Source organism: Cyanobium sp. NIVA-CYA 375 (assembly GCF_056108345.1).
In genome coordinates this window covers 24,143-49,927 of sequence record NZ_JBSYHW010000013.1, presented here as the reverse complement: position 1 = coordinate 49,927, position 25,785 = coordinate 24,143, and the positions used below count along the sequence as shown (strand labels likewise).

Genomic DNA, 25,785 nt, shown 5'->3' with positions numbered 1-25,785 from the left:
GAGCTGCGCATCAATCATGAAGTGGTGACTGCCTATGTCATGTCAAGGTCAGGCCGGCACGCCCCGTGAACGGTTACGTTTCGCCAATCGCGAGCATCACCTGTCGTCCGCAGTCAAGCTATGTCGTGTTGCCAGCGAGTGCCAAGCGAGATGATCGCTTGAGAAATAACAAATTTTCAGCCCTGGACTAAAAGCGGGTGACCGGACTCGAACCGGCGACGTTCAGCTTGGGAAGCTGACATTCTACCACTGAATTACACCCGCAAGGTGTATAAATAAAATTAGCAGAGTCTTGGGGAGAACGGCGCAAAGCCTGCTCTCCCCAGACGTTTGCTCAGCCCTGGGCCAGGGCTGCTGCACAGGCGGCTACGCCAGCACCGGCGCTGCCTTTGTGTAAGCCCAGATCCTGCAGGGTTGCTTCGATGGCAGCTACGGCGGTGAGCACGTCGCGATCACAAACAAAGCCCAGGTGGCCGATGCGGAACACCTTGCCCTTGAGGTGATCCTGGCCACCAGCCAGCAGGATGTCGAACTTTTCTTTCACGGCTTTGCGCATCGCTTCGGCGTCGATGCCTTCTGGCGCCACAGCGGTGATGGCCGGGCTGCCCCAGCCCTCCGCGGCATAGAGGGGCAGACCAATCGCCTGCATGCCTGCCTGGGCGGCGGCCCGGTGACGGGCATGGCGAGCGAAGATCTTTTCAAGACCCTCTGCCTGCATCATTTCCAGGGCTGCTTCAAGGGCGAAGTAGAGGTTGATGGCCGGGGTGAAGGGGTTGCTGTCGGCATGGGCCGATTTGCGGTATTTGGCCAGATCCAGATAAAACTTCGGCAGATCTGAGTGCTTGCAGGCTTCCCAGGCCCGGTCGCTCATGGCCACGAAAGCCAACCCCGGCGGCATCATGTACCCCTTCTGGGAGCCGGAGCCGATCACGTCGATGCCCCAGTCCTCCATGGGCACATTGCAGGCGCCCAGGCTGGTGACGCAGTCGGCGATGCAGAGGGCGGTGCCGTGGGCCTTGACGTGCGAGGCGATGGTTTGCAGATCGTTGATCACCCCAGTGGAGGTTTCCGAGTGGGTGAGGATCACGGCCTTGATCGCTTTGGCAGTGTCGGCTTCAAGCGCGGCGCGGAAGGCCTTCGGATCCAGGGGCTGGCCCCATTCGGCCTTGATCACCTGTACGTTCAGGCCATAGGCCTTGGCCAGCTTCACCCAGCGCTCGCCAAACTTGCCGTTGTCGCCGCAGAGCACCGTGTCGCCCTTGCTCAGCACGTTGATGATTCCCGCCTCCATGGCAGCGGTGCCGCTGCCCGTGATCACCAGCACGTCGCCCGTTGTCTGATGCAGCCACTGCAACTGCTCGGTGGTGCGCTTAACGATTTTCTGAAAGTCGGCGCTGCGGTGGCCAATCGGATGGCGGCCCATGGCAAGCAGGACGCGCTCTGGCACCGGGGTGGGGCCGGGGATCATCAGGCTGAGTTTGTCCTGCATGGCTAGGGGGTACTGCGGGCGGCGGCGGACCGCACAATCAACCACCATAAAAAACCAGTGTTCTTTTGCCCGTTGCTTGAGCTGACCCAAATCGAGGCTTCTTCGGCGGACGTCACTGCCGGATACACCGTGCCGGTGTGGCTCACGGCCGCAGCCCGGGCGGCCCTAATGACCCTGCTCGGCCAGCCCTGGCAGCGTTACCAGCCCCTTTGGCTCCATCCCGAAGCCGAGGCAGCCGGCGAGAGGCCTGCCCAGGTGCCGGTGCAAGCGGCTGCGCCCTTGGCCGATGGCTGGGTGCTGGCCATGGCCTGCTGCGATCCGGGGCCTGAGGTGCTCGACCTCACCCGTGGCCTGCAGCTATGGGTGCAATTGCGCTGGCTGGAGGGGCCAGGCAAGTGGCTCGAGTTGGGGGCTGGCGAGGGGGTGGGGGTGCTTCAGGCCAGTGGTGAGGCGTGCGTGTCGGCCTATGCCGAACAGCTGCTCGAGTGCAACCTGCGGCCCCTACTGCCGCCGGGAAGGCGTTTGGAGCTGCAGGTGGTGATTCCAGAGGGCAGGCGTCTGGCCGAGCGCACCAGCAATGCCGCCTTTGGGGTGGTGGATGGTCTGGCCTTGATCGGCACCCAGGCTGAGGTGCAGCGCAGTGCCGCCCCCGAACAGCTGGAGCAGGTCCTTGCGGTTTTGCGCGAACGCGCTGCAGTGCCTGATTTTTGTGGTGATCTGGTGCTGGTAATTGGTGAAAACGGGCTCGATCTGGCGCCCAGGCTGGGTTTGCCTCCTGAGCTTCTGCTCAAGGCGGGCAACTGGCTCGGACCGCTGCTCGTGGCGGCGGCCGAGGCTGGTGTGCGCCGCCTGCTGCTGTTTGGCTATCAGGGCAAGTTGATCAAGCTGGCGGGCGGCATCTTTCACACCCACCACCACCTGGCCGATGGCCGCGCCGAGGTGCTCACGGCCCTGGCGGCCCTTGCCGGGCTGGGCGGGGAGGCTCTGCAGGCCCTCCACGACGCCCCTACCGTGGAGGCGGCCTTGGGAGAGCTGGACCAGCGGGACGCTCCGCGGGCCGAGCGGCTGCGCCATGCGATCGCCGCGGCGGTAGAGCAGCGCAGCCTGCGTTACCTGGCCCGCTACGGCCAGGAGGCGATGGCGGTGGGGGCCGTGCTGTTCGATCGCTCCCGCCAGATCTGCGGCCAGGGTCCGGTTGGCTTGGAGTTGCTCACGGCTTTATGCAGCCCAGCCCGTAGCGACGCCTAGGCTGGTTCGAATGCTCCAGGGTCCAGCGTTGTCGATGTCTTCCACCGCTTCCCCTACCGCCCCAGCGCCCCAGCTCGACGCCACCTCCCAGTCGTCGCGCTATCCGGCGATTGTGATTCTTGATTTCGGCTCCCAGTATTCGGAGCTGATCGCCAGGCGGGTAAGGGAAACCGAAGTGTTCTCCCTAGTGATGGGCTACACCACCACGGCGGAGGAGCTGCGGGCGATTGCTCCCCGGGGGATCATTCTCAGCGGCGGTCCCAGTTCGGTCTATGAGCCGGGGGCTCCCGTGTGCGACCCGGCTATTTGGGAGCTAGGAATTCCGGTGCTGGGCGTTTGCTACGGCATGCAGCTGATGGTGCAGCAGCTGGGTGGCTCGGTGGTGGCCGCCGGTCGAGCGGAATACGGCAAGGCTCCGCTGCACGTTGACGATCCAATCGATCTACTCACCAACGTCGAAGACGGCTCGACGATGTGGATGAGCCACGGCGACTCGGTGGAACGACTACCCGAGGGCTTCCAGCGGCTTGCCCACACCGACAACACTCCTGAAGCCGCCGTCGCCGATCACCAGCGACGTCTATACGGCGTGCAGTTTCATCCGGAGGTTGTGCATTCTTCCGGTGGCATGGCCATGCTGCGCAATTTCGTTTACCACATTTGTGGTTGCGAGGCCGATTGGACCACGGCCGCCTTTATTGACGAAGCGCTGGCTGATGTACGCGCTCAAGTAGGCGATAAGCGGGTGTTGCTGGCTCTCTCGGGAGGCGTTGATTCCTCCACCCTCGCCTTTCTGCTGCACAAGGCGATTGGCGATCAGCTCACCTGCATGTTCATCGATCAAGGCTTCATGCGCAAAGGGGAGCCCGAGTTTTTGGTGGAGTTTTTCGACAAGCGCTTCCACATCAATGTGGAATACATCAATGCCCGCGAGCGCTTCATCAGCAAGCTCGATGGCGTCACCGACCCGGAGGAGAAGCGCAAGCTGATTGGTACGGAATTCATCCGGGTGTTTGAAGAGGAGAGCAGGCGCCTCGGCCCCTTCGACTACCTGGCCCAGGGCACCCTCTATCCCGATGTGATCGAGAGCGCCGGCACGGGCATCGACCCGAAAACTGGTGAGCGGGTAGCTGTGAAGATCAAAAGCCACCACAACGTCGGCGGCCTGCCCAAGGATCTGCAGTTCAAGCTGGTGGAACCCCTGCGCCGTTTGTTTAAAGATGAGGTGCGCAAGGTGGGCCGCAGCCTGGGCTTGCCCCAGGAGATCGTTGGCCGGCACCCCTTCCCCGGGCCTGGTTTGGCGATTCGCATTCTCGGTGAGGTCACCAGCGAGAAGCTCAATATTTTGCGTGACGCTGATCTGATCGTGCGCGAGGAGGTGAAGCAGGCTGGTTTATACAACGAGATCTGGCAGGCTTTCGCCGTGTTGCTGCCGGTACGCAGCGTGGGCGTGATGGGCGATAAACGCACCTATGCCTTTCCGATCGTGCTGCGCTGCGTCTCCTCAGAAGACGGCATGACCGCCGATTGGTCTCGCCTTCCCTACGACCTGTTGGAGACCATCTCCAATCGCATAGTCAACGAGGTCAAGGGCGTGAACCGGGTGGTACTCGACATCACTAGCAAGCCCCCTGGCACCATCGAATGGGAGTAGGTGTTGCGGGAGTAGCCCGGGCCGCCGACCTTCGATAGCATCGGCTCCCAGCCCATACGTCGTGACTGCCGCCTCCGTGCCCCCCAGCTCGACAGCTCCCGATCCCGACATGCAGCGAAGGCTGCAGCAGGACAGCATTGTGCTGGCCGGCAAAACCATCTATCTCAATCCCTTTCTGTATTGGCGCCGTTTCGACGCCAATACAGACCGCTGGCTGCGGGAGCCAGGCCAGTTGATGGAAGACCAGATCGCCAGCAACCGGGTGCGCTTTTATCCCGAGGTGGACTGGGAGCTGCTCGATGAGGGCGAGCGAGCCGCCAAAGATGGCGCCGTGGAGATGTTCCTCAAGAGCTTGGAGCTGATCAGCACCTTCAACCCTGATCTCTCGGCCGGCCATTTGCTCGAGGTCGAGCGCAAGATGGCGGTCACAAAGAAAAAATCATTTGAGCGCTGGGTGACCCGTTCCCTGCGCCGGCGCCAGCAGGAGGGGGAGAAGGCCCGGCGGCGCTTCGATCGGGAGCGCACCCTGCGGGGCTGGGGCGAATGGCTGGCCCTTGACGTCACCCGCCAGGCTCTGGTGCCGCTGGCCTCGCTGCTGGTGATCGCCGTGGCGGCGGGTTGGTGGTGGGGTAGCCAGCAGAACTGCCGCCAGGTGATCGTTGATCCAGGGATCCAGCGGCTGGCTCCCTGAGCACCGGGCTGCAGGCAGGTCAGACTGTGGTTCCTGAGCCAGGAACGCCGCCATGGCCACCGATCCTTTTGATGCTCTCCGGCTCACCTTGATGCAGGACGTCCTGCCAGTGGGTTTGGCGGTGGTGGAGCGGGCCCGTAAGGGCGGGGCTCGCGAGGTGATGGCAGCCTTTGACGGCCAGGAGGCCGATCCCCTCGGCAGCCTGCGGCAGGAGGGCGAGCCTGCCGCCAGTCAGCTGCGCCAGGGTTTGGATCGGGTCAGCCCAGGCCTTGGCAACCCTGTGATGAAGGTGGAGGTCTATGACGTGGCCACCGAGGTAGGGGCTGAGGCAGCACCCCATGCCGATCCCCAGGAAGCCCTGGAGCTGCAGCAGGGTCTGGCCCGCATCGCCGCTCGGCTTGAGCTGCTGGACCAACGGCTCGGGCCCCACGCCTAACCATGGCCTTTGGTTCAGCAGCTTCGCGTCACACAGGTATGGGCCGCCAGTCGGCCCTACTAATGACCCTGGTGTTGCTGTTCAGCGGAGCCATGATTGCACGGTTGGCTTGGCTGCAGCTGTTTCATGGCGCTGAAAACCGCGCCAGGGCCGATGAAAACCGAATCCGGCTGCTGCCCCGCAACCCGATCCGGGGACGCCTGCTAGATCGTCACGGCCAGGTGCTGGCCACCAGCCGGCTCACCTACAACCTCTACATCCAGCCTCGAGAGGTCGATGACGCCCAGTGGCCGGCCTTGCGGAATCGCTTGGCGACGGTGGTTGGGGTGCCCGCGGCCCAACTGGAAGCGCGCCGCCGCAGCGGTGCCAACGCGGAGGGATTTCGGATAGATCTGGCTAGCGGCCTCAGGTCTGAGCAGGTACTGCGCTTCCGCGAGCAGGCCGCCGGGCTTCAGGGAGCCGAGGTGGACGTGGACATCCTGCGCAGTTATCCCCACGGCCGGCTGGCAGCCCACGTGCTTGGCTACACCAGCGGGATCACCGAAGAGGAATACGCCCAGCTCCAGCAAAAGGGTTACCGGATTCAGGATCGGGTAGGCCGCAGTGGGGTCGAGAAGCAGTTTGAAGGGCACCTGCGCGGCGAGTGGGGCGGCCAGCAGGTGGAGGTAAACGCCGCCGGCCAGGTGCAGCGCATCATTGGCGAGAAATCTGCCAGGGCTGGTCAGGACCTGCGGCTCACCCTGGATCTGGCCCTGCAGCAGGCGGCTGAGCGAGCCCTCGATGGGGTTCGCAAGGGGGCGATCGTGGCGCTCGACCCCGAAACCGGAGCAATTCGGGCCCTGGCCAGCCGGCCCACCTTTGACCCCAACGTCTTTTCGCCGGCGCCAAGCTCCAGCCAGTGGAGCAGTCTCAATTCCCCCGATGCGCCCCTGCTGAATCGCGCCTTTCAGGGCTTTCCCCCTGCCAGCACCTTCAAGATCGTCACCTCTGTGGCGGGCTTGGAGTCGGGCCGCTATTCAGCCGATTCCAAGGTGATGACGATGAATTCGTTCTGTTACGCGGGCCTTTGCTACCGCGACCATGGCGCCTATGGAGCCATCGGTTTCCCCTTCGCCTTGGCCGTGAGCAGCAACACCTTTTATTATCAGGTGGGGCTGAAGGTGGGCCCCGATGAGCTGTTCAAAGCCGCCCGGCGTATGGGCTACGGCCAGGTCACCGGCATTGAGCTGGTGGAGGAGGAGACCCCGGGCTTGCTGGGCGATCAGGCCTGGAAACAGGAGGTGCTGGGTGAGGGCTGGACACCCGTGGACACCATCACCTCGGCCATTGGCCAGGGGGCCTTGCAGGTGACCCCGATCCAGATGGCGCGGCTTTATGCAGCGGTGGCCAACGGTGGCTGGCTGGTGACGCCCCACCTGGTGGAGCGCCCCACGGAACGCACCTGGATTGGTCTCAAGCCGGCCACCCTGCAGGTGCTGCGGGATGGGCTGCGCCAGGTGGTGACCCTCGGCACCGCCAAGCTCCTCAATGATCCCAACCTGCCTCCGGTGGCTGGCAAAACCGGCACGGGCGAGGATCCACCCCGGCCGGATCACGCCTGGTTTGGCGGCTATGCCCCAGCTGATAAGCCCACCTTGGTGATCATCGCCTTTGGGGAAAACTCAGGCGGCTATGGCGGCACGGTGGCAGCTCCGATGGTGAAGGCTTTAATGAATACCTGGTTTAGGGGCAGCTTGCCGGGACAGCCGCCCCAGTCCTGATTCAGGCCACCAGTTGCAGGTCGGGCTTGGCTAGCAGGCGCTGGTAATAGCCGCGCAGTTGTTCGGTAGCTCCAGCCCAACCCCAGCGCTCGGCTTCCTGGCGGGCGTTAGTGCGCAGCTCGGCACGCTGACTGGCATCGCCAAGCAGGCGCTGCACCGCTGCAGCCAGGCTGCCCTCCTGGTCGGGTTCGTAAAGGCAGCCATTGACTCCATCGCTGACGATGTCGGGGATGCCACCTCGGTTGGCGCCCACCACCGGGCAGCCGGCCGCCATGGCCTCGAGCAGCACCAGGCCCAGGGTTTCGGTGCTGGAGGGGAATAGGAAGGCGTCGCCGCTGGCATAGGCCGCCGCCAGTTCTTGCCCGGCTAGGTAGCCCACGAAGTGGGTAGGTGTGCCGGCAAAAATCTTCTCGAGTTGCAGGCGGTAAGGACCATCTCCCACTAGGGCCAGCCGGGCATCGGGCATTGCTTCAAGCACGGGCCGGATCCGTTCGATCTGTTTTTCGGCAGATAGCCGGCCGATGTAGAGCAGCAGTTTGCCGGTGTCGCTCCGGCCATTTAGCAGCCGCTGGCGCATGGCATCGGAGCGCAGCGACGGCTGGAAAAGTTCAGTGTCTACGCCGCGCTGCCACAAATCGGTGTGCTGGATTCCCTTCTCACTTAGCTCGTGCACCATGGCGGTGGAGGTGCAGAGGTTGAGGCGGGCCTGGTTGTGGGCAGCTTTGAGCAGTTCCCACAGCAACGGCTCGAGCATGCCCATGCCGTAGTGCTCCAGGTATTTGGGCAGGTGGGTGTGGTAGCTGGCTACCAAGGGATAGGACTTGGTTTTGGCCAGCCAGATGCCGCCGAGCCCCAGTACGGCCGGGTTCACAACGTGGACAAGATCGGGCTTGAAGCGATCCAGCGCTTCGGCCACCGCCGGCCGCGGCAGGGCCAGCTTGAGCTCGGGGTAGAGGGGTAGGGGCATCGCCGGCACCCCCACCACCTGGGCTCCCATGTAGGTCTCGGGGGCACCTTCAGGGCAGAAGATCAGCACCTCATCGCCAGCAGCCACCAAGTGCTGCACCGTCTTGGTGAGCCGGGTGACGATGCCGTCCACCTTGGGCAGGAAGGTTTCGGTGAAAAAGGCGATCTTCAAGGGTCTGGAGTTGCGCCTCAGGCCGTCTGGATTGCCTGGGCCTGGGTTTGGGTCCAGGCGGATTGGCAGGGGATGCGGCTGCGGTCGCAGCGGTCAGCCCAACGGCGGGCCACATCCACAACTTCAGCCAGCAGGCCGTCATCGAGGGTGGTGGGGTTGAGACCCAGCTCGATGAAGCAGCGGTTGTCCACGATCAGGTCGTTTTCAACGGCTTCGTTGCGGGGATTGGGCAGGTGGCTGATCTGGGCATCGGTGAGGGCTGCCACCTTGCGGGCCAGTTCGCCCACCTGGTGGCTTTCGGTCATCTGATTGAAGATCTTGACTCGCTCGCCCTTTGCCGGCGGGTTTTCCAGGGCCAGCTGAACGCACTTAACCGAATCGCGGATGTGGATGAAGGCGCGGGTCTGGCCGCCGGTGCCGTGCACAGTGAGCGGATAGCCAATTGCTGCCTGCATTAAGAAGCGGTTGAGCACGGTGCCGTAGTCGCCGTCGTAATCGAAGCGATTGGTGAGCCGTGGGTCTCGCTCGGTTGCCTCGGTGTTGGTGCCCCAGACGATCCCCTGATGCAGATCGGTGATGCGGATCAGGTCGTTTTTGTTGTAGTAGAGGAAGAGCAGCTGGTCCAGCGTCTTGGTCATGTGATAGACGCTGCCCGGACTGGCCGGGTGCAGGATCTCCTCCTCGAAGCGACTGCCGTCTGGCTGGGGCACCTCAACTTTGAGGTAGCCCTCCGGGATGGTGGCGCCGCGATGGGAGCCGTAGCCATACACACCCATTGTGCCCAAGTGCACGATGTGGATGTCGAGGCCGCTCTCCACGATGGCGGCCAGCAGGTTGTGGGTGCCGTTGACGTTGTTGTCCACGGTGTAGCGCTTGGTGGCGCTGCTCTTCATCGAGTAGGGCGCTGCGCGCTGCTCGGCGAAGTGCACCACGGAATCAGGCCGCTCCGCGACCAGCAGATCCACCAGCCGCTGGTACTCATGAGCCAGGTCGAGGTGCACGAAGCGCATCGGCTTGCCGTCCACTTGCTCCCATGCCTTGAGGCGGTCGCCCATGGTGGCGATCGGCGTCAGCGACTCCACCTCCAAGTCGACGTCGATCTTGCGCCGGCTGAGGTTGTCAATGATCACCACCTCATGACCGGCATCGGCCAAATTCACCGCGCAGGGCCATCCGCAGAAGCCGTCGCCACCGAGAACGAAGACCTTCATTGCAACCCCCATTCCGAACCCATTCCGAAAACCCCAGACCCCTGCAGGACGAGCGGATGCTCCAACCGCAAACTACTACAGGCGTTCAGCTCCCTACCCGGCCGACCTGGGGTGAGCTGGCATTGGCGTCTGCTCGGATCGGCAGACGACCGGCGTGGAGGGCGCTGCGGCCGGCTTCGCAGGCCATGGCCATGGCCCGTGCCATCGCCGCAGGGTCGCCTGCCAGGGCGATGGCGCTGTTGATCAGCAGGGCGTCGGCGCCCATTTCCATGGCCTGGGCGGCTTCGCTTGGTACGCCGATGCCAGCATCTACCACAACTGGCACCTTGGCGTTTTCGATGATCAGGGCAATGTTGGCTGCGTTGCGGATGCCTTGGCCCGAGCCGATCGGCGAGCCCAGGGGCATCACGGTGGCGCAGCCGGCCTCCTCGAGGCGCTTGGCCAGCAGTGGATCGGCATTTATGTAAGGCAGCACCGTGAAGCCCTCCTTCACCAATTGCTCAGCGGCCGCCAGGGTGCCGAATGGATCGGGCAATAGGTGACGGGTGTCTGGAATTACCTCCAGCTTCACGAAGCAGTTGTCCTCCTGCCCAGCCAGCTTGGCCAGCTCCCGCCCTAGGCGGGCCACCCGGATCGCCTCTTCCGCGGTGGCACAGCCGGCGGTGTTGGGCAGCATCCAGATGCGCTGCCAGTCGATGGCCTCCATCAGGCCGCCATGGCCGGCAGCCTGGCTCTGGACCCGGCGCACGGCCACGGTCACGATTTCGCAGTCGCTGGCCGTCAGGCTGGCCTGCATGGCCGCCAGGCTCGGATATTTACCGGTGCCCGTCATCAGGCGGCTGCGGAAACTGCGCCCACCGATGACAAGAGGATCCCGGTGGGTGTGCGATTCGCTGGTGGGAGCGGTGGTGACCACGGAGCAGGGCCAGATCTCAAAGGCGGTCCTAGCCTCCCACTAGTTGGTTTCAGTTGTTGTGTCTTTCGCCGTTATTCGTGCAGCGCTGTCCTTAGCCGCCTTGCCGCTGGCTGTGTTGCCACTGGCTTTGGTTCCGGCGCAGGCGGCCACTCCTCTAGGCAGTGAGGCATTCGTGCCCTTCACCATTCCCTCGGCCGGCAGTGTCGGCGGAGAATCGCTCAGTGGTCTTGGGGGAGCGGAAACTTTTGATCCGGTAGCCAGGGCCGAGCTGCTGGCCCGGGAGATGCCACTCACCTGGAAGGGTATCTACCAACCCTTCGACAACTCCCAGATCATGGACGTCGAGCTGAGGCTCGCATCGGTTAGGCCCGTAGGCCAAATGATCGATCTGCGCGGCGAGCTCACGGTGGGAGGGGTCACTACCCCCATGCAGGGCAATCTCAATGCTGAATCAGACCAGCTCGACATGCTGATGCTCTGCCAATGCGACGTGGCGGGTCTGGAGAAGGGAGGTGTGTTTACGGGTCTGCAGGGTTTGCAGCTGTCGGGCTGGCAAGCGCCCCGACTGACGAGCCCAGGCGGTCGCTTAGAGCTGCGCCCAATTGCCAGCAGCAGCATGGCTGCTCCCAACCGCATGCCGAGCTCAAGCCGTGGTTCTGAAGTACGTGGGCTCTGGTGAGGGCTGATTAGAGATTGTGGTTCAGGCCGCCTGATTCAGCCCGGCCTTGCGAGCTAGAAGTTTCAGCCGTTTGCGGGCAGTTTTATTGTTTGCATCCAGGGCAATCACCTGCTCATAGGCCTGCTTGGCCTCCTCCAGCTTCAGCTGTTTTTCCAGGGCGTAGGCAAGATTATTGAGGGCCACTGGATAGGCGGGCTTGGCCTCCAGCGCCAGCCGGTAGTGACGAATTGCTGTCTTGTAATTGCTTTGAGCAGCAAGAGCGAAGCCAAGAGCGTTTTGAATCACGGCCTGGGCCTCAGCCGGCTCTTTAGCGACCTCAGCTTTCTTTAGGGCCTGCTTGAGCGACTCCGCAGCTTGGCCATACAGGCGCTTGCGCAGCTGTACAGAGCCCAGCTCGTATAAAGCTGCCGCGTCTGAGGCTTTGGGGCCATCGTTGCGCTCTAGTTTGGCAAGGGTGACTTCGTCTGCGCGCACCCGCCAGATTTGACGGGCCACTACTACGGCAGCGACCCCTAACAAAACAATCAGACCGATTAGGTAGGCCTGGGGGAGGAGGGCGTCCAAAAAGACCTACCGATGGAACTCAGTTTGAAGCGGCACCCACGACGTTGGTGAAGCTGCCGGGGTCGACCACGGCAAGCTGGGCCAGCATTTTGCGGTTGATGCGCACGTCTGCTTTCTTTAAGCCACCCATAAAGCGGCTGTAGCTCAGGCCATTGAGCCGAGCTGCTGCGTTGATCCGGGCGATCCAGAGGCGGCGGAAGTCCCGCTTGCGACGGCGGCGGTCCCGGTAGGCATTGCAAAGCGCCTTCATCACCCGCTGGTTGGCGGTGCGGAAGAGGGAGCCATTGCCGCCGCGGAAGCCGCGGGCTAGGCGAAGAATCTTGTTACGGCGTTTGCGGGCAACATTGCCCCTCTTGACGCGTGACATAGCAGTAGATCAGGAAGATAGAAGTGAAAATCGGCCGAGGTCGCGCTCAGGCGTAGGGGAGCATCGCCCTCACGTTGTCCGCATCGCGCTCATCAACAAGAGCCATTGTGCCCAGATGACGCTTGCGCTTCGGGCTCTTGTGATCGAGCAGGTGGTTGAGGAAGGCCCGGCGCCGCAGAAACTTGCCGGTGCCGGTGGCCTTGAACCGCTTGGCGGCTGCTTTGCGGGTCTTGAGCTTCGGCATTTCTTGCGTTGCGGCTGGCACAAACAAGCAGAGTACGACGTGGCAGTGCCCTCCTCCAAGCCCCCTTCTTTCAAGCAATGTTTTCAGTCCGGTCCTCTTCGGCCCAATCGTTGTTGCCGTTAGCCGTTTGGGCCAGCACGCTGCTGCTAACGGGGGGATGTCGTGCCGCCCCACCTCCCATTTCACCTGGACCCGGCCCTGCTTCTGCGCTGCATTGGCCCGTGCAGCCTCCGCCGGCAGTGGCGGCAACAGCGCCGGTGCTCTGGGTGGCCCTGGCGGCCCATTTGGGTCCGCCTACTCCCTTGGAGCTACGCAGCGCGGCTGGAAACCTCACCCTGCTGAGTGCGACGGGCCAGCGGTTTCAGGCGCCCAGGTTGCAGTTGCACTGGCGCAGGCTGCCGTTGGCCCAGCCCCTGGCGCTGCGCCGTCAGGTGTGGGGGCCCTTTGCCAGCTACGAGAGCGCCCAGGAGGCTGCTGGCCGCTGGCGACTGGCTGGTGCCACCCCTGTGATTGCCCACCCGGCCGAGTGGGAAGTGTGGGCCGCGCCAGAGGCCCCAGCGCCCGCTGGAGTTAGGCCGCGGCTGGTGGAGCAGCTGCAGCGCGATCGCCTGGTTTTGGAGCTGCGGCGCCATGACGGTCCGGTTTTGTTTGAGGAGCCCTTGCGTTTGGAGGCCCCTGGGGGGCTGCGCTGGCAGGGGGGGGTGTTTGCAGGTCCGTTCCGACTCCAGGGAGATGCCTACGGCAGCTGGTCTTTGGTGGAGGAGGTGCCCTTAGAGCGATACCTGCTTGGGGTTGTGCCCCATGAGATTGGCGCTGGCTCCCCCCCGGCGGCGCTGGCTGCCCAGGCGGTGCTCGCCCGCACCTGGGCCCTGCGCAACCAGGAGCGATTCGTGGTGGATGGCTACCACCTATGCGCCGATACCCAATGTCAGGTGTATGCCGACCCTCGCCAAGCTGGAGCGGCCGTACGCCAGGCGATTGCCGCCACTCAATACCAGGTACTGAGCTGGCAGGGCTCGCCGATTCATGGCGTCTATCACGCCACAAATGGGGGGATTGCGGCCGGATTTGAGGAGGTGTGGAGTGGGGAGGCCCTGCCCTATCTGCGGCCGCGTGTAGATGGTCCGCCCGCCGTTGTTGCAGCTGTGTCCCTGCCGTTGCAGCCGGCTCAGCTTGGGGTAGCCCTGGCGGCCACCGCCCGCGCCTATGGCTTCGACCATCCCCGTTTTCGCTGGTCTCGCCAGCTTGATGCGGCCCAGATCCAGCAGGCCCTAAGCCGCGCTGCTATGCCCTTTGGCGACCGGCCCACCCGCCTAGCGGTGCTTGAACGGGGCCCCAGTGGTCGGGTGTTGGCGCTGGAAATCCAGGCACGGGGCGCCAGCGGAGTGATGCAGAGCGTGGTGCTACGCCGTGATGCCATTCGCCGCACCCTGCGGCAGTTGCCCAGCACTCTTTTTGTATTGCGACCCGACGGCCCGGGTCGCTGGATTTTTGAAGGGGGAGGGTTTGGTCACGGTGCCGGCTTGTCCCAGGCGGGGGCCATCGACTTGGCCCGGCGTGGCTGGAGCCTGGCCCGCATTCTTGAGCACTACTACCCAGGTACCAGTCTCCAGCCCCTGAGGGCGTTGCCAGGGACAAGCCCCCTGTCCCCGCCCGGGTCGGACTCGAGTCCCCCTTAGAATTTGGTTACTTTTGGGATCGTCATGGCTGCGGGTGGCCGTTCCACCGATCACCGTCGCGGTAAGTCGGCCCTGTTCCTGATCGGCTGCGGCTGGGCGGGCATAGCGCCCCATTGGCTCCATGAGTCGCTGCGCCTGATCCCGGCTTTCACCCTGGCCGTGCTGCTGGGTGGGTACAGCTTGCGCACCGTGTTGCGCCAGGTTTTTGGTTCGGCAGGCACCTCGGAGCCAGCACAAACTTCCGCCGCTCTAGGGGCTGAGCCCCTTCCCGCAGTGGACGTGGTGGTGGCGGCCCGCGATGAGCAAGCAGTGATCGGCCGCCTGGTGGAACGCATTGCCCAGTTGAGCTACCCGCAGGGGCGGCTGCGGCTCTGGGTAATTGACGATGCCAGCAGCGATCGCACTCCCCAGGTTTTGGCTGAGCTGCAGGAGCGTCATCCTTTTTTGCAGGTATTGCGGCGTGAGGCAGATGCCGGCGGCGGCAAATCGGGTGCTCTGAATTTGGTGCTGCAGCAGCTTCAGGGCCGCTGGATGTTCGTGCTCGACGCTGATGCCGATCTGCAGAGCGACACTCTGGAGCGGCTGATTCCTTTTGCTGAAGCTGGTGGCTGGTCGGCGGTGCAGCTGCGCAAAGCTGAGGTCAATGCCACCGCTAATTGGTTGACCCGGGCCCAGGCCATGGAGATGGCCCTCGACGCCGTGATCCAGCAGGGTCGCTTAGCTGTAGGAGGCGTAGCCGAATTGCGCGGCAATGGCCAGCTGCTGCGCCGGGACGCCCTGCTCACTAGCGGTGGTTTTAACGAAGACACGGTCACCGACGACCTAGACCTCAGTTTCAGGCTGCTGCTCGACGGCCAGCCGATTGGCATCCTCTGGGATCCGCCGGTGCAGGAAGAGGCCGTGCTGAGCTTGGCTGCCCTGTGGCGCCAGCGTCAGCGTTGGGCTGAAGGCGGTTTGCAGCGTTTCTTCGATTACTGGCCTGGCCTGATTTCGCAGCGTCTCAGCGCTAGCCAGAAGCTTGATTTAACCAGTTTCTTCCTGCTCCAATACTTCTTGCCGGTAGTGGCGATTGCCGATTTGCTCGGCGCCGTGATTACGGGCACCCGCCCAACCATCTGGCCCTTGTCTTTCGTTGCCTTTGGGCTCTCTGGAGGAGCGATCTTGGCCGGCTGTCGCCGCCCTGGCGAGGGGCCGGCCCTGCCCGCCATGAACGTCTGGAATCTGGCCCTCGGCATTGTCTACCTGGGTCATTGGTTTGTGGTGATTCCCTGGACCAGCCTGCGCATGGCCCTGCTGCCCAAGACCCTGGTGTGGGCTAAAACCATGCACCTCGGCGAGGAGGACGAGACCCCGATCGAAGATCCGGCAGCGGCCTGATTATCCGTTACACAATTGTGCTGGCCCTGCTCAGGCAGCCACCTCAGCTGTATCGCCAGTTAATTCGTCCAGCGGCCCATCGAGTTCAACTACTTCGCCATTGAAGAACTCCGCCAGTCTTCTGGCCTTGTCATCGAGGGGTGCGGCTAAGGGGGGCGCAGTAGCTGTTGGCGTTGGCGTTGGCGTTGGCGTTAGCGGTGGTGCTGGGGCTGGCGGATTAGCTGCTGGCGTTGGCAGGGGTGCTGGCGTTGGCGGTGGCGGTGCTGGTCTGGGGGTGGCTGCACTGGGGGCGCCAGTTGGTGCGGAGCTCTCGCCACCCCCTTCCAGCGTCAGCTGGCGGGGACTACCCAGGGCCTTGGCCACCGCAGTTTCCAGCAGGGGCAGGCGGCTCTGCACCATGGCCATCCAGTTGCCGGCCACCTGCACCACGGCACGGCGCTCATCGAGACGCACCAGTCGGGCCTGTTGGGACAGCAGCATGCGCGTAGAAGGCAGCTCCAGGCCCGCCAGGATTTGCTGCCAGAGCTCCTGCAGGTTGGCGGAGTTGTTGGGCTCGACGCAGACCGGAGCTGGAGCCGGGATTGGGGCGGCGGCTGGGGGGGCGACTGGCGGTGCGACAGCAGGTGCAACCACCGGTGCAGCTGCAGTAGGAGCTGCGGCAGAGATTGGCCGGGCAGCAGCTACCGGCTCAGCCAGCAGGCCCAGTAGCAGCACTTCAAGCCACAGGCGCGGGTTGACGCTGTGGCGCAGTTGCTGCTCGCTGCTCTTGAGCTGGGCTTGCCACTGCAGCAGGTGGGCTTTGCCGATCGAGCGGGCCAGATCGGGCAGGGCTTGGCGGAACTGGGGCGACACGCTGGTGAGCTCCAGGCGGTCGGGCGCCGTTCCAGCTAGCACCAGATCCCGTAGCAGGCTCACCAAACCCTGCAGCACGGCGGCGGGCTCCCGGCCCCGCTCCAGCAGCTCGCGGCAGCCCTCCAGCAGGGCGAGGGGATCGCAGCTGGCCAGGGCCCCGGCTAGGGCCAGCAGCTCCTGCTCCGGCACCGCTCCCAGCAGCTCCCAAACTGCCGTGGCCTCGATTGGTGCCGGCAGCAAGCTGAGTTGGTCCAGCAGGCTCTCGGCGTCCCGCAGGCCTCCCTGGGCCCGCTGGGACACCACGTGCAGGGCTTCTGGGGTGATGCCGATTTGCTCTTGCTCAGCGATCCAGCTCAGGTGCTGCTCCAGGGCCTGCAGGGGAATGCGGCGGAAATCGAAGCGCTGACAGCGGCTCAGAATTGTGGCGAGTACCCGCTGGGGGTCGGTGGTAGCCAGCACGAACACCACCCGAGGTGGTGGCTCCTCCAGGGTTTTGAGCAGGGCATTGAAGGCGGCGGTCGAGAGCATGTGGCACTCGTCCACCACGTACACCTTCCAGCGGGCCTGCACCGGCGCGAAGCGGGAGCGCTCGATCAGCTCGCGGATGTTGTCAACGCCGGTGTTGGAGGCGGCGTCGATCTCGATCACATCTAGGGCGTTGCCGGCGGTGATGGAGGTGCAGAGCTCGCAGACGCCACAGGGTTCGGGGGTGGGCCCATCGCTGCCTACGCAGTTGAGCGAGCGAGCCAGGATGCGGGCGCTGGAGGTTTTGCCTGTGCCGCGCGGGCCGCAGAACAGATAGGCCGGCGCAATCCGACCGGTGCGCAGGGCGTTGCCCAGGGTGGCTGCGATCGCCTCCTGACCCACCAGCTGGTCGAAGCGCTGGGGGCGGTATTTGTGGTGGAGGGGTTGGTAGCTGGAAATCGCCGTTGGGCCCATGAAGCTGAGGCTTGAGATTAGTGGCCCTGGCCCGGTTCGAGTTGGCGCCGTAGCCGCTCTTCCAGTTCCTCTACGGCCGTGAGTTGGTCGGCCAGTTTCTGGGCCGCTAGGCGCAGGCTTTCGAAGCGGTCTTGGCCCCAGCGCGCTTCAGCCCGGCCCAGCTCCTGCTCCAACCTTTGTTGCAGGCCCTGACGCAACTTATCGAGTTCGGCCAGGTTGCCCTGGTTCAGCAGCATTCGGGCCGCACTGAGCACGGCCGCTGGCACCCATTGACCGATCGCTAGGGCCCCGAGGCTGCCGGTGTGCAGCAAGTCTTCGACCTGGGCGCTGCGGTGCCGGCCCGTTTTGCACCAATGGGCGAAGTGCTCGCAGTTGTTAAACAGCAGGTTGTAATTCTGTTCGCCTAGGCGCCCCATGGCCCGTCGCAGGGTTACGCCGGCTGGGGAGCAGCTGCTTGCTGGATAGGCCACCACCGCCACCGGTTCGCCGCGGCTGAAATCGGCCAGGGGGCTGCGCAGGATTTCGCGTCCCTCTAGGTAGTGGGCCACGCTGCCGTCGCCCAGGTCGATGCCGTGATGCAGGAACAGACCATGCTGGCGGGGCACCTGCAGATGATCAGCTGCGGTCATCGTTGTATGCCCGATCAGGCGCTGGCTTGCTGTGGCGATTCCAGGTTGGCGCTGCTGAGGGGAACCACTTTGGCCTTGCTGCGCTGTTCCACCAGCTCCCGGGTCACGGTGAAGCTCTTGACGTCATTGCGGGAGGGCAGGTCGTACATCAGGTCGAGCATCAGCTCTTCGACGATGCCGCGCAGGGCCCGGGCGCCGGTCTTGCGGCGATGGGCTTCGATGGCAATCGCTTCAACAGCGCCAGCTTCGAACTCGAGCTGCACGTTGTCCATGCTCAGCAGAGTCTGGAACTGCTTAATTAGGGCATCCCGCGGCTCGGTGAGGATGGCTTTGAGGGCTGGCGTATCGAGGGGCTCAAGCACCGCACTCACCGGTAGCCGTCCAATGAATTCAGGGATCAGGCCGTAGCGCACCAGATCGTCGGGCTCCAGGTGGCGCAGTACTTCGGCTGCATGGCGATCCTTGCCGCTGCGGGTCCGGTTGCTGCCATCGGCACTGAGGAAACCGATGGCGTTGCGGCCCATCCGTTTCTGCACCACATCTTCGAGGCCCACGAAGGCACCACCGCAGATGAACAGGATCTGACTGGTGTCGATCTGAATGCATTCCTGGTAGGGATGCTTCCGTCCTCCCTGGGGCGGCACGTTCGCCACGGTGCCTTCGAGCATCTTCAGCAGGGCCTGCTGCACCCCTTCACCAGATACATCCCGGGTGATCGAGGGGTTTTCGCTCTTACGAGCGATCTTGTCGATTTCGTCTATGTAGATGATGCCCCGCTGGGCCTGCTCTACATCCTGATCAGCCTTCTGCAGCAGCCGCAGCAGGATGTTTTCCACGTCTTCTCCGACGTAGCCAGCCTCGGTGAGGGTGGTGGCGTCGGCTACCGCAAAGGGCACGTCGAGCATTTCGGCCAGGGTCTGGGCTAGGAGTGTTTTGCCGCAGCCGGTGGGGCCGATCAGCAGGATATTGCTCTTGTGCAGCTTGGTGGCTGTCTGGTCGGTTTCGCCCTTGCCATCGCCCTGCCAGGCCAGGCGTTTGTAGTGGTTGTAAACAGCTACGGATAGATTTTTCTTGGCTTCGTTCTGGCCCACTACCTGGCGGTCGAGGAAGGCCTTGATCTCCTGGGGCTTGGGCACCTCCGCCAAAGTTGGGAGGGGTTTGGCTGTTTTTTTGCTGGGGGCCTTGTTGCGGCTGGAGTCGGCGGCATGGCGGCCGCCGCCGCTGGCTGTGCCGGTGTGGCTATCTACCAGTTCCTCGTCAAGGATCTCGTTGCAGAGATCGATGCATTCATCGCAGATGTAGACGCCCGGGCCGGCGATCAGCTTGCGCACCTGTTCCTGCGACTTGCCGCAGAACGAGCACTTCAGGTGGGCGTCGAACTTGGCCATGGGCAGGGGAGTCCTGATTCCAGGATCGACAGGAAATAACGGATTGTCAGCTGACCTTAAGGATCAAACCGGAAGGAATCACTCAGCAGCGGTGGCCGCAGGGGAGTCGGTCACGACCTGATCGATCAGGCCGTATTCAACCGCCTCTGCAGGCGAAAGGAAGTAGTCGCGGTCTGTGTCTTCGGTGATTTTTTCGAGGGGCTGGCCGGTGTGTTCTGCCATCAAACCGTTGAGGGTGTCTTTGAGGAACAGAATCTCCTTAGCCTGGATTTCAATATCCACCGCCTGGCCCTGGGCGCCGCCGAGGGGTTGGTGAATCATGATCCGGGCATTGGGCAGGGCCAGCCGCTTGCCCTTGGTGCCACCCGACAGCAGGAAGGCACCCATGGAGGCTGCCAGGCCGTAACAGATGGTCACCACGTCGGGGGACACCTGCTGCATCGTGTCGTAGATCGCCAAGCCGGCGGTCACCGAGCCGCCTGGGGAGTTCACATAGATCTGGATGTCCTTCTCCGGATCCTCGGCTTCGAGGAACAGCAGCTGGGCGACTAGCGAATCGGCCACTTGATCGTCGATGCCGGTGCCCAGAAAGATGATCCGCTCGCGCAGCAGGCGGGAATAAATATCGAAGGCGCGGTCACCCTTGCCCGACTGCTCGACCACCGTGGGCAGCACCCCGGGGGAGCCACTAGGGCTCCAGCTGCTGTGGATGGGATGGCGAATGGTGGCGTCGATCACACGCGGGGAAGCTCTCGGAGAATCAATCTATTGGTCCTGGTTGTGGCTATTGGGCCTTGGCCGCTTTGGCCTTGTCTTTCGCTTTAGCCTTTGCCTGCTCCTCGCCTGCAGCGTCAGGGTTGGCGTCGGCTGGGGTGGCAGCCTTTTCAGTGATGGTGCTGTTGGCCTCAAGCCACTCCAGCAGCTTGTCGCGCAGCAGGTCGTCAGCAACGGCCAGGCGCAACCTTTCGGGGTCGATGTTGCCCTGCTGGCTGAGGCCGCGGCTGATCTCCTTGATCTTGGCTTCGAGCTCCTTGGCTTCCACTTCGATCGCCTCGGCGGTGGCTAGGGCCTTAAGGGCCAGGCTGCGGCGCAGGCGCTCCTCCGCCTCCGGTCGGGAGGTCTCCATCAGTGAGCGCACCAGGTCTGGCGTGAACAGCTTTTTGACGTCCATGCCCTGTTGGGCGATTTGACCAGCTGTCTGCTCCAACAGGTTGCGGATTTCCTGTTGCACCAGGGTTTCGGGTAGTTCCACTTCGAGTTCTTCCACGAGGGCGGTGAGCAGGGCGTCGTGGCGGCTGGCCTTAGCGCGGCGCTCGGCGTCGTCCTTGAGGCGGGTTTCTAGATCGCTGCGCAGTTCGGCCAGGGTGGCTTTGTCGCTGGCCTGCTGGGCAAAGGAGTCGTCAAGGGCGGGTAGTTCCCGGCACTTGAGGTCTTTCAGGCTGATTTCGAAGCGCGACTGGCGGCCAGCGGCATCTTCTTGAGGGTAGGTATCGGGGAACTGGCAGTCGATGGTTTTGCTGTCGCCGATAGCCATGCCGATCACACCCTCGATGAAGCCGGGGATCATCCGGCCCTCCTCCAGCTCCACCTCCATGGCATCGCTGCTGCCGCCACTGATGGCCTCGCCGCTATCTATGTAAATGCCGCTGAAGCTGAGCACTGCTACATCGCCGCTGGCGGCGGGGCGGTCTTCCACGGGCACCAGGGCGGCCAGCTGCTTGCGCGACTGCTCGATCAGTTCATCGATACGGGCCGGATCGAAGCTGATTGCCTCGGCTTCAGCCTTTAGCCCTTTGGTGGACTTGAGTTTTGGTGTGGGCTCGACGTCGAGCTCCAGGGTGATGGTGAGGGCGCTGCCGGGCTCGAAGCGTTCCAGCACGACCTCGAAACCTTCGGTGAGCTCGGGCCGGCCGATTGCTGCCACCATTTCCTGAGTAACAGCGTCACGGAAAGCGGCGTCCACCAGGTCTTCTAGGGCGGTGGCCCGAATGCGCAGGGGGCCGATCTGCTGGAGCAGCACGGGCCTGGGCACCTTGCCCTTGCGGAAGCCGGGAAGCTTGATGCTGCGACTCAGCTTGTCCACGGCGGCGTCATAGCTGGCCTGGCTGCGGCCGCCGGGGATTGCCACCTCCAGGGCTACGCGGCTGCCCGGACGGGGACTGGCCTTTATCGACAGCGGGCTGGCGGCTGGGGCGGCGGCAGAGCTCATGGAAAACAGTTGCAGACCTCGATCCTAGAAAGCGGCCGTTCCGAGCTCTCGGCGCGTATTGTCGTATCGGCGCACGACGAAGGCGATAGGACCTCAATCAGCAAAGAATGGCATCGGCGAAGGTCGGCGTCTTTGTTGCAGCTTCCCGCCTTAGTTGGGTTGATGTTCGGCCCCAGCTCCGCCACCAATTTTTGATTCTGTTCCCGCTCCCTTGACCGCCGCCCAGACCGTCCCTGCCCCGCCATCTCCCTGCCTGCCCAACCGCCCCTTGCGGGTTGCGGTGCTCGGTGCAACTGGCGCAGTTGGCCAGGAATTGCTCGAGTTGCTCGCTGAGCGCAACTTTCCTGTAGCTGAGCTGATTCCCCTGGCGTCACCCCGTTCCGCCGGCCAAAGCCTCGCCTGGCAGGGCACATCGCTGGCGATCCGGCCCGTGGAGGCCCCAGCTTTTGAAGGGGTGGACGTGGTGCTGGCCTCAGCCGGCGGCTCGGTGTCGCGCCAGTGGGCTCCGGTGGCGGCCCGGGCTGGTGCCGTGGTGATTGACAACTCCAGTGCTTTTCGTATGGATCCTGAGGTGCCGTTGGTGGTTCCAGAAGTGAACCCAGAGGCTGCTTTTGCCCATCGGGGCATCATTGCTAACCCCAATTGCACAACGATCCTGCTCACCTTGGTTTTGGCCCCCTTGGCAGCGCGGCGGGCAATTCGGCGTGTGCTGGTGAGCACTTATCAGAGTGCCAGCGGCGCCGGCGCCCGGGCGATGGAGGAGCTGCGCCAGCTCAGCCGCACCGTGCTCGATGGTGGTGAGCCCGTGAGTGAGGTGCTGCCCCACTCCCTAGCCTTCAACCTTTTTCTGCACAACTCACCGCTGCAGCCCAATGGCTATTGCGAGGAGGAGCTGAAGATGCTCAACGAAACCCGCAAGATCATGGGAACTCCGGAGCTGCGGCTCTCGGCTACCTGTGTGCGGGTGCCGGTGTTGCGGGCCCATTCGGAGGCGGTAAATATTGAATTTCATGAGCCCTTCCCGGTGCAGGAGGCCAGAGCCCTGCTGGCCAAGGCGCCTGGCGTGGAGCTGCTGGAAAACTTTGAAGCCAACCGTTTCCCGATGCCCACCGATGTGACGGGCCGCGATCCGGTGGCGGTGGGCCGAATCCGCCAGGATCTCAGTGACGCCAATGCCCTGGAGCTGTGGCTCTGCGGTGATCAGATCCGCAAGGGTGCTGCTCTTAATGCGATCCAGATTGCCGAGCTGTTGATCCAGGGCCCGGCGGCTAGAGCTGGAGCGGTTTTGCCCGGAGGTGCTGCTTGAGCCCTATCCAGCCAGCCACTCCGCCATTTGGCCGCGTGCTGACGGCGATGGTTACCCCCTTTGCCGTCGATGGTTCGGTGGATCTGGGCCTTGCGGCCCAGCTGGCAGAGCACCTGATCAACCAGGGCTCCGATGGGATCGTGGTGTGCGGCACCACTGGCGAATCACCGACGCTCAGCTGGGACGAACAGCACGCGCTTTTAGTTGCGGTGAAGCAAGCGGTTGGTCATCGGGCCAGCGTGCTGGCCGGCAGCGGCAGCAACTGCACCGCCGAAGCGGTGGAGGCCACGCGGCAGGCGGCGGCCCTCGGTGCCGATGGCGCCCTAGTGGTAGTGCCCTACTACAACAAGCCTCCCCAGGACGGCCTTGAGGCCCATTTCCGCGCTGTGGCAGCGGCGGCACCCCAGCTGCCCCTGATGCTCTACAACATTCCTGGCCGCACAGGCACCAGCCTGGCGCCAGCCACCGTGGCCCGCTTGTTTGACTGCGCCAACGTGGTGAGTTTTAAGGCCGCTAGCGGCAGCACCGAAGAGGTGAGCGCCCTGCGGGCCCTGTGCGGCAACCGTCTGGCGATTTACAGCGGTGACGACGCCCTCACCCTGCCGATGCTTGCCGTTGGGGCTGTGGGCGTGGTGAGTGTGGCCAGCCACCTGGCCGGCGCTGAGATCAGCGCCATGGTGCGCGCCTTTTTCGCGGGGGATATGGCCCAGGCCCTGGCTCTGCACGACCAGCTGCTACCGCTGTGCAAGGCCCTTTTCTGCAGCACCAATCCGATCCCCGTTAAAGCCGCCCTTGAGCTCAGCGGCTGGCCCGTGGGTGCACCCCGTCTTCCCCTGCTTTCCGCCACCACCGACGTGCGACAACGCCTCTCCGAAACCCTGGCCGCCCTGCGTCCTACCTGACGCCAAGGCTTGAGACCAGATCGATTCAGTTTGTTCCTTTTCCCTAAAACTCCTTCTCCATGACCAGTTCCAACGGCAGAGCCCAGAGCGCCACCAAGCAGCCCCACCTGCGGGTAATTCCCCTGGGCGGCCTGCATGAGATCGGCAAGAACACCTGCGTGTTCGAATATGGCGACGACATCATGTTGGTGGATGCCGGATTGGCCTTCCCCAGCGATGGCATGCATGGCGTCAATGTGGTGATGCCAGATACCAGCTACCTGAAGGAAAACCAGAAGCGGATTCGCGGCATGATCGTGACCCATGGTCACGAAGATCACATCGGTGGTATTGCCCACCACCTCAAAAACTTCAGCATCCCCGTGATTCATGGGCCGCGCCTGGCGCTGGCCATGCTCACCGGCAAGATGGAGGAGGCCGGTGTGATGGATCGCACCATCCTTCAAACCGTCGCGCCCCGCGATGTGGTGAAGGTGGGCCAACACTTTTCAGTGGAGTTCATCCGCAACACCCACTCGATGGCAGACAGTTTTTCGCTGGCCATCACTACCCCTGTGGGCACGGTGATCTTCACTGGCGACTTTAAATTTGACCACACGCCGGTGGATGGCGAGACCTTTGATATGGCTCGCCTCGCCCATTACGGCGACAAGGGCGTGCTTTGCCTGTTCAGCGACTCCACCAACGCTGAGGTGCCGGGCTTCTGCCCCCCCGAACGCTCTGTGTTCCCATGCCTGGATCGCCACATCTCCCAGGCTGAAGGTCGGGTAATCATCACCACCTTTGCCAGCTCGATTCACCGCGTCTCGATGATCCTGGAGCTGGCTCTCAAGAACGGTCGCAAGGTGGGTCTGCTGGGCCGCTCCATGCTCAACGTGATCGCCAAGGCGCGCGAGTTGGGTTATATGCGCGCCCCCGATGATCTGTTCGTGCCCATCAAGCAGATTCGTGATCTGCCCGACCGCGAAACCCTGTTGCTGATGACCGGCAGCCAGGGTGAGCCGCTCGCCGCCCTGAGCCGCATTTCCCGCGGTGAGCATCCCCAGGTGCAGGTGAAAAGCACCGACACGATCATCTTCTCGGCCAGCCCGATTCCGGGCAACACCATCTCGGTGGTCAACACGATCGACCGGCTGATGATGCTCGGCGCCAAGGTGGTGTACGGCAAGGGCGAGGGCATTCACGTGTCCGGCCACGGCTTCCAGGAAGACCAGAAGCTGATGCTGGCCCTCACCAAGCCCAAATATTTTGTGCCGGTGCACGGGGAGCACCGCATGTTGGTGGCCCACAGCAAAACTGCCCAATCGATGGGGATTCCCACCGACAACATGCTGATCATTGACAACGGCGATGTGGTGGAGCTCACCGCCGATTCGATCCGCAAGGGCGACCCCGTCAAGGCCGGTATCGAGCTGCTGGATGCCTCCCGCAATGGCATCGTTGATGCCAGGGTGCTAAAGGAGCGCCAACAATTGGCGGAGGATGGCGTTGTCACCCTGCTGGCTGTGATCAGCACCGATGGCGTGATGGCAGCGCCGCCAAGGGTGAATATCCGCGGTGTCGTCACCGCGGCCGACGCCCGCAAGCTCTCGATGTGGGCCGAGCGAGAAATCGGCTGGGTATTGGAAAACCGCTGGAATCAGCTCTGCCGCAACACCGGTGGCAGTGCCCCCGAGGTGGATTGGGTGGGAGTGCAGCGAGAGGTAGAGGTGGGTCTGCAACGCCGCCTGCGCCGAGAGTTGCAGGTGGAGCCGCTGATCATTTGCCTGGTGCAACCCGCCCCTGCTGGTACCCCGGCCTACAAGGGCCGCGCCGATGTCGAGCCCGACAGCCGTCCCGCACCCCGGGGCCGCGGTGCTCGTGATGGAGGCTCTCGTGATTCAGGTGGCCGCGATGGAGGGGGGCGTGGCCGTGATGGTGCAGTGCCCGCCCCCCAACGGCAGCTGGTTGCCGTTGGGGCCGGAGCACCCGCCCCTGAGCCTGCTCCGGCTGCCCCTCTAGCGGCTGCAGTTGTTGCGGTGCCGGCCCCGGCGCCCGCAGAGCTCGAGCCAGAACCCGCCGGCCGCACCCGCCGTCGCCGCTCAGCTGCCACCGTGGGCTGAAGCAA

The 25,785-nt window shown here is 63.7% G+C and carries 23 protein-coding genes and 1 tRNA gene; 11 read left to right on the top strand and 13 right to left on the bottom strand.

Features of this window, described 5'->3' with window-relative positions; translation table 11 throughout:
• Window positions 1–192: 192 nt before the first annotated feature.
• Both AC01FP_RS05530 and AC01FP_RS05525 read right to left on the bottom strand, forming a co-directional pair.
• Window positions 193–264, bottom strand: a tRNA-Gly gene (locus AC01FP_RS05530).
• Window positions 265–334: 70 nt separating this feature from the next.
• On the bottom strand, window positions 335–1,489 hold the full coding sequence (locus AC01FP_RS05525; RefSeq protein WP_474478732.1) for a pyridoxal-phosphate-dependent aminotransferase family protein: 1,155 nt from the start codon (window positions 1,487–1,489) through the stop codon (window positions 335–337).
• A gap of 90 nt (window positions 1,490–1,579) precedes the next feature.
• Here AC01FP_RS05525 and cbiD point away from each other — a divergent pair, with 90 nt between their 5' ends.
• From cbiD to mrdA, 5 genes are all read left to right on the top strand, one after another.
• Window positions 1,580–2,737, top strand: coding sequence for a cobalt-precorrin-5B (C(1))-methyltransferase CbiD (gene cbiD / locus AC01FP_RS05520; protein WP_474478738.1), 1,158 nt, complete (start codon window positions 1,580–1,582; stop codon window positions 2,735–2,737).
• 34 nt (window positions 2,738–2,771) lie between these two features.
• Complete coding sequence (gene guaA, locus AC01FP_RS05515) at window positions 2,772–4,391, top strand: glutamine-hydrolyzing GMP synthase (protein WP_474478729.1); 1,620 nt, start codon at window positions 2,772–2,774, stop codon at window positions 4,389–4,391.
• A gap of 109 nt (window positions 4,392–4,500) precedes the next feature.
• Complete coding sequence (locus AC01FP_RS05510) at window positions 4,501–5,082, top strand: hypothetical protein (RefSeq protein ID WP_474478736.1); 582 nt, start codon at window positions 4,501–4,503, stop codon at window positions 5,080–5,082.
• 52 nt (window positions 5,083–5,134) lie between these two features.
• A complete protein-coding gene (locus tag AC01FP_RS05505; RefSeq protein ID WP_474478727.1) occupies window positions 5,135–5,518 on the top strand; it encodes a hypothetical protein in 384 nt (127 codons plus the stop codon).
• Between the two features lie 38 nt (window positions 5,519–5,556).
• Complete coding sequence (mrdA, locus tag AC01FP_RS05500; protein WP_474478726.1) at window positions 5,557–7,278, top strand: penicillin-binding protein 2; 1,722 nt, start codon at window positions 5,557–5,559, stop codon at window positions 7,276–7,278.
• Window position 7,279: 1 nt separating this feature from the next.
• Here mrdA and AC01FP_RS05495 read toward each other — a convergent pair whose 3' ends face one another.
• The 3 genes from AC01FP_RS05495 to AC01FP_RS05485 all read right to left on the bottom strand — a co-directional run bounded on the left by AC01FP_RS05495 (window position 7,280) and on the right by AC01FP_RS05485 (window position 10,543).
• Window positions 7,280–8,416: a glycosyltransferase family 4 protein gene (locus AC01FP_RS05495; RefSeq protein WP_474478724.1), complete on the bottom strand. Its 1,137-nt coding sequence runs from the start codon at window positions 8,414–8,416 to the stop codon at window positions 7,280–7,282.
• Between the two features lie 17 nt (window positions 8,417–8,433).
• Window positions 8,434–9,627, bottom strand: a complete 1,194-nt coding sequence (locus tag AC01FP_RS05490) for an NAD-dependent epimerase/dehydratase family protein (protein ID WP_474478721.1) — start codon at window positions 9,625–9,627, stop codon at window positions 8,434–8,436.
• Between the two features lie 85 nt (window positions 9,628–9,712).
• Complete coding sequence (locus AC01FP_RS05485; protein WP_474478719.1) at window positions 9,713–10,543, bottom strand: thiazole synthase; 831 nt, start codon at window positions 10,541–10,543, stop codon at window positions 9,713–9,715.
• Between the two features lie 58 nt (window positions 10,544–10,601).
• Here AC01FP_RS05485 and AC01FP_RS05480 point away from each other — a divergent pair, with 58 nt between their 5' ends.
• Entirely contained in the window at window positions 10,602–11,222 is a 621-nt protein-coding gene (locus AC01FP_RS05480; protein ID WP_474478718.1) for a hypothetical protein, read from the top strand.
• Window positions 11,223–11,243: 21 nt separating this feature from the next.
• Here the strand turns inward: AC01FP_RS05480 and AC01FP_RS05475 are convergent, their stop codons facing one another.
• From AC01FP_RS05475 to rpmI, 3 genes are read right to left on the bottom strand one after another with little or no spacing between them, the layout of a single operon-like run.
• Window positions 11,244–11,786 (bottom strand): tetratricopeptide repeat protein, encoded by a 543-nt coding sequence (locus tag AC01FP_RS05475; protein WP_474478715.1) that lies wholly within the window; start codon window positions 11,784–11,786, stop codon window positions 11,244–11,246.
• 19 nt (window positions 11,787–11,805) lie between these two features.
• Complete coding sequence (gene rplT, locus AC01FP_RS05470; RefSeq protein WP_474478712.1) at window positions 11,806–12,153, bottom strand: 50S ribosomal protein L20; 348 nt, start codon at window positions 12,151–12,153, stop codon at window positions 11,806–11,808.
• A 46-nt stretch (window positions 12,154–12,199) separates the two neighbouring features.
• On the bottom strand, window positions 12,200–12,397 hold the full coding sequence (gene rpmI, locus AC01FP_RS05465; RefSeq protein ID WP_254960546.1) for a 50S ribosomal protein L35: 198 nt from the start codon (window positions 12,395–12,397) through the stop codon (window positions 12,200–12,202).
• A gap of 221 nt (window positions 12,398–12,618) precedes the next feature.
• Here rpmI and AC01FP_RS05460 point away from each other — a divergent pair, with 221 nt between their 5' ends.
• Window positions 12,619–14,076 carry a SpoIID/LytB domain-containing protein gene (locus tag AC01FP_RS05460; RefSeq protein ID WP_474478710.1) on the top strand — a complete coding sequence of 486 codons (1,458 nt, stop codon included), beginning with the start codon at window positions 12,619–12,621 and terminating at the stop codon, window positions 14,074–14,076.
• A 24-nt stretch (window positions 14,077–14,100) separates the two neighbouring features.
• A complete protein-coding gene (locus tag AC01FP_RS05455; protein ID WP_474478707.1) occupies window positions 14,101–15,453 on the top strand; it encodes a glycosyltransferase family 2 protein in 1,353 nt (450 codons plus the stop codon).
• A 30-nt stretch (window positions 15,454–15,483) separates the two neighbouring features.
• On the opposite strand, the gene AC01FP_RS05450 is transcribed toward AC01FP_RS05455, so the two are convergent.
• The 5 genes from AC01FP_RS05450 to tig form a co-directional block, all read right to left on the bottom strand.
• Window positions 15,484–17,244 (bottom strand): DNA polymerase III subunit gamma/tau, encoded by a 1,761-nt coding sequence (locus tag AC01FP_RS05450; protein ID WP_474478705.1) that lies wholly within the window; start codon window positions 17,242–17,244, stop codon window positions 15,484–15,486.
• Between the two features lie 17 nt (window positions 17,245–17,261).
• Window positions 17,262–17,873, bottom strand: coding sequence for a lecithin retinol acyltransferase family protein (locus AC01FP_RS05445; protein ID WP_474478703.1), 612 nt, complete (start codon window positions 17,871–17,873; stop codon window positions 17,262–17,264).
• A 14-nt stretch (window positions 17,874–17,887) separates the two neighbouring features.
• Window positions 17,888–19,261 carry an ATP-dependent protease ATP-binding subunit ClpX gene (gene clpX / locus AC01FP_RS05440; RefSeq protein ID WP_474478700.1) on the bottom strand — a complete coding sequence of 458 codons (1,374 nt, stop codon included), beginning with the start codon at window positions 19,259–19,261 and terminating at the stop codon, window positions 17,888–17,890.
• A 78-nt stretch (window positions 19,262–19,339) separates the two neighbouring features.
• Window positions 19,340–19,999, bottom strand: coding sequence for an ATP-dependent Clp endopeptidase proteolytic subunit ClpP (gene clpP, locus AC01FP_RS05435; RefSeq protein ID WP_474478697.1), 660 nt, complete (start codon window positions 19,997–19,999; stop codon window positions 19,340–19,342).
• 46 nt (window positions 20,000–20,045) lie between these two features.
• On the bottom strand, window positions 20,046–21,470 hold the full coding sequence (tig, locus tag AC01FP_RS05430) for a trigger factor (RefSeq protein ID WP_474478696.1): 1,425 nt from the start codon (window positions 21,468–21,470) through the stop codon (window positions 20,046–20,048).
• Between the two features lie 211 nt (window positions 21,471–21,681).
• On the opposite strand from tig, the gene AC01FP_RS05425 reads away from it, so the two are divergent.
• Genes AC01FP_RS05425 through AC01FP_RS05415 form a run of 3 tightly spaced genes read left to right on the top strand, consistent with a single transcriptional unit; the run spans window position 21,682 to window position 25,780 of the window.
• On the top strand, window positions 21,682–22,776 hold the full coding sequence (locus tag AC01FP_RS05425) for an aspartate-semialdehyde dehydrogenase (RefSeq protein ID WP_474478695.1): 1,095 nt from the start codon (window positions 21,682–21,684) through the stop codon (window positions 22,774–22,776).
• A complete protein-coding gene (gene dapA / locus AC01FP_RS05420) occupies window positions 22,773–23,678 on the top strand; it encodes a 4-hydroxy-tetrahydrodipicolinate synthase (RefSeq protein WP_474478694.1) in 906 nt (301 codons plus the stop codon). Before AC01FP_RS05425 ends, dapA begins: the two co-directional genes overlap by 4 nt.
• Window positions 23,679–23,737: 59 nt before the next feature.
• A complete protein-coding gene (locus AC01FP_RS05415) occupies window positions 23,738–25,780 on the top strand; it encodes a ribonuclease J (RefSeq protein ID WP_474478693.1) in 2,043 nt (680 codons plus the stop codon).
• Window positions 25,781–25,785 lie beyond the last annotated feature (5 nt).

What these genes read in the sequence shown, in the direction of transcription:
- mrdA (WP_474478726.1), top strand. Translation starts at nt 5,557, where the DNA reads ATGGGCCGCCAGTCGGCCCTACTAATGACCCTGGTGTTGCTGTTCAGC.
- clpX (WP_474478700.1), bottom strand. Translation starts at nt 19,261, where the DNA reads ATGGCCAAGTTCGACGCCCACCTGAAGTGCTCGTTCTGCGGCAAGTCG.
- rpmI (WP_254960546.1), bottom strand. Translation starts at nt 12,397, where the DNA reads ATGCCGAAGCTCAAGACCCGCAAAGCAGCCGCCAAGCGGTTCAAGGCC.
- AC01FP_RS05510 (WP_474478736.1), top strand. Translation starts at nt 4,501, where the DNA reads ATGCAGCGAAGGCTGCAGCAGGACAGCATTGTGCTGGCCGGCAAAACC.
- AC01FP_RS05455 (WP_474478707.1), top strand. Translation starts at nt 14,101, where the DNA reads ATGGCTGCGGGTGGCCGTTCCACCGATCACCGTCGCGGTAAGTCGGCC.
- AC01FP_RS05450 (WP_474478705.1), bottom strand. Translation starts at nt 17,244, where the DNA reads ATGGGCCCAACGGCGATTTCCAGCTACCAACCCCTCCACCACAAATAC.
- AC01FP_RS05490 (WP_474478721.1), bottom strand. Translation starts at nt 9,627, where the DNA reads ATGAAGGTCTTCGTTCTCGGTGGCGACGGCTTCTGCGGATGGCCCTGC.
- rplT (WP_474478712.1), bottom strand. Translation starts at nt 12,153, where the DNA reads ATGTCACGCGTCAAGAGGGGCAATGTTGCCCGCAAACGCCGTAACAAG.
- tig (WP_474478696.1), bottom strand. Translation starts at nt 21,470, where the DNA reads ATGAGCTCTGCCGCCGCCCCAGCCGCCAGCCCGCTGTCGATAAAGGCC.
- AC01FP_RS05505 (WP_474478727.1), top strand. Translation starts at nt 5,135, where the DNA reads ATGGCCACCGATCCTTTTGATGCTCTCCGGCTCACCTTGATGCAGGAC.
- AC01FP_RS05415 (WP_474478693.1), top strand. Translation starts at nt 23,738, where the DNA reads ATGACCAGTTCCAACGGCAGAGCCCAGAGCGCCACCAAGCAGCCCCAC.
- AC01FP_RS05525 (WP_474478732.1), bottom strand. Translation starts at nt 1,489, where the DNA reads ATGCAGGACAAACTCAGCCTGATGATCCCCGGCCCCACCCCGGTGCCA.
- AC01FP_RS05445 (WP_474478703.1), bottom strand. Translation starts at nt 17,873, where the DNA reads ATGACCGCAGCTGATCATCTGCAGGTGCCCCGCCAGCATGGTCTGTTC.
- guaA (WP_474478729.1), top strand. Translation starts at nt 2,772, where the DNA reads ATGTCTTCCACCGCTTCCCCTACCGCCCCAGCGCCCCAGCTCGACGCC.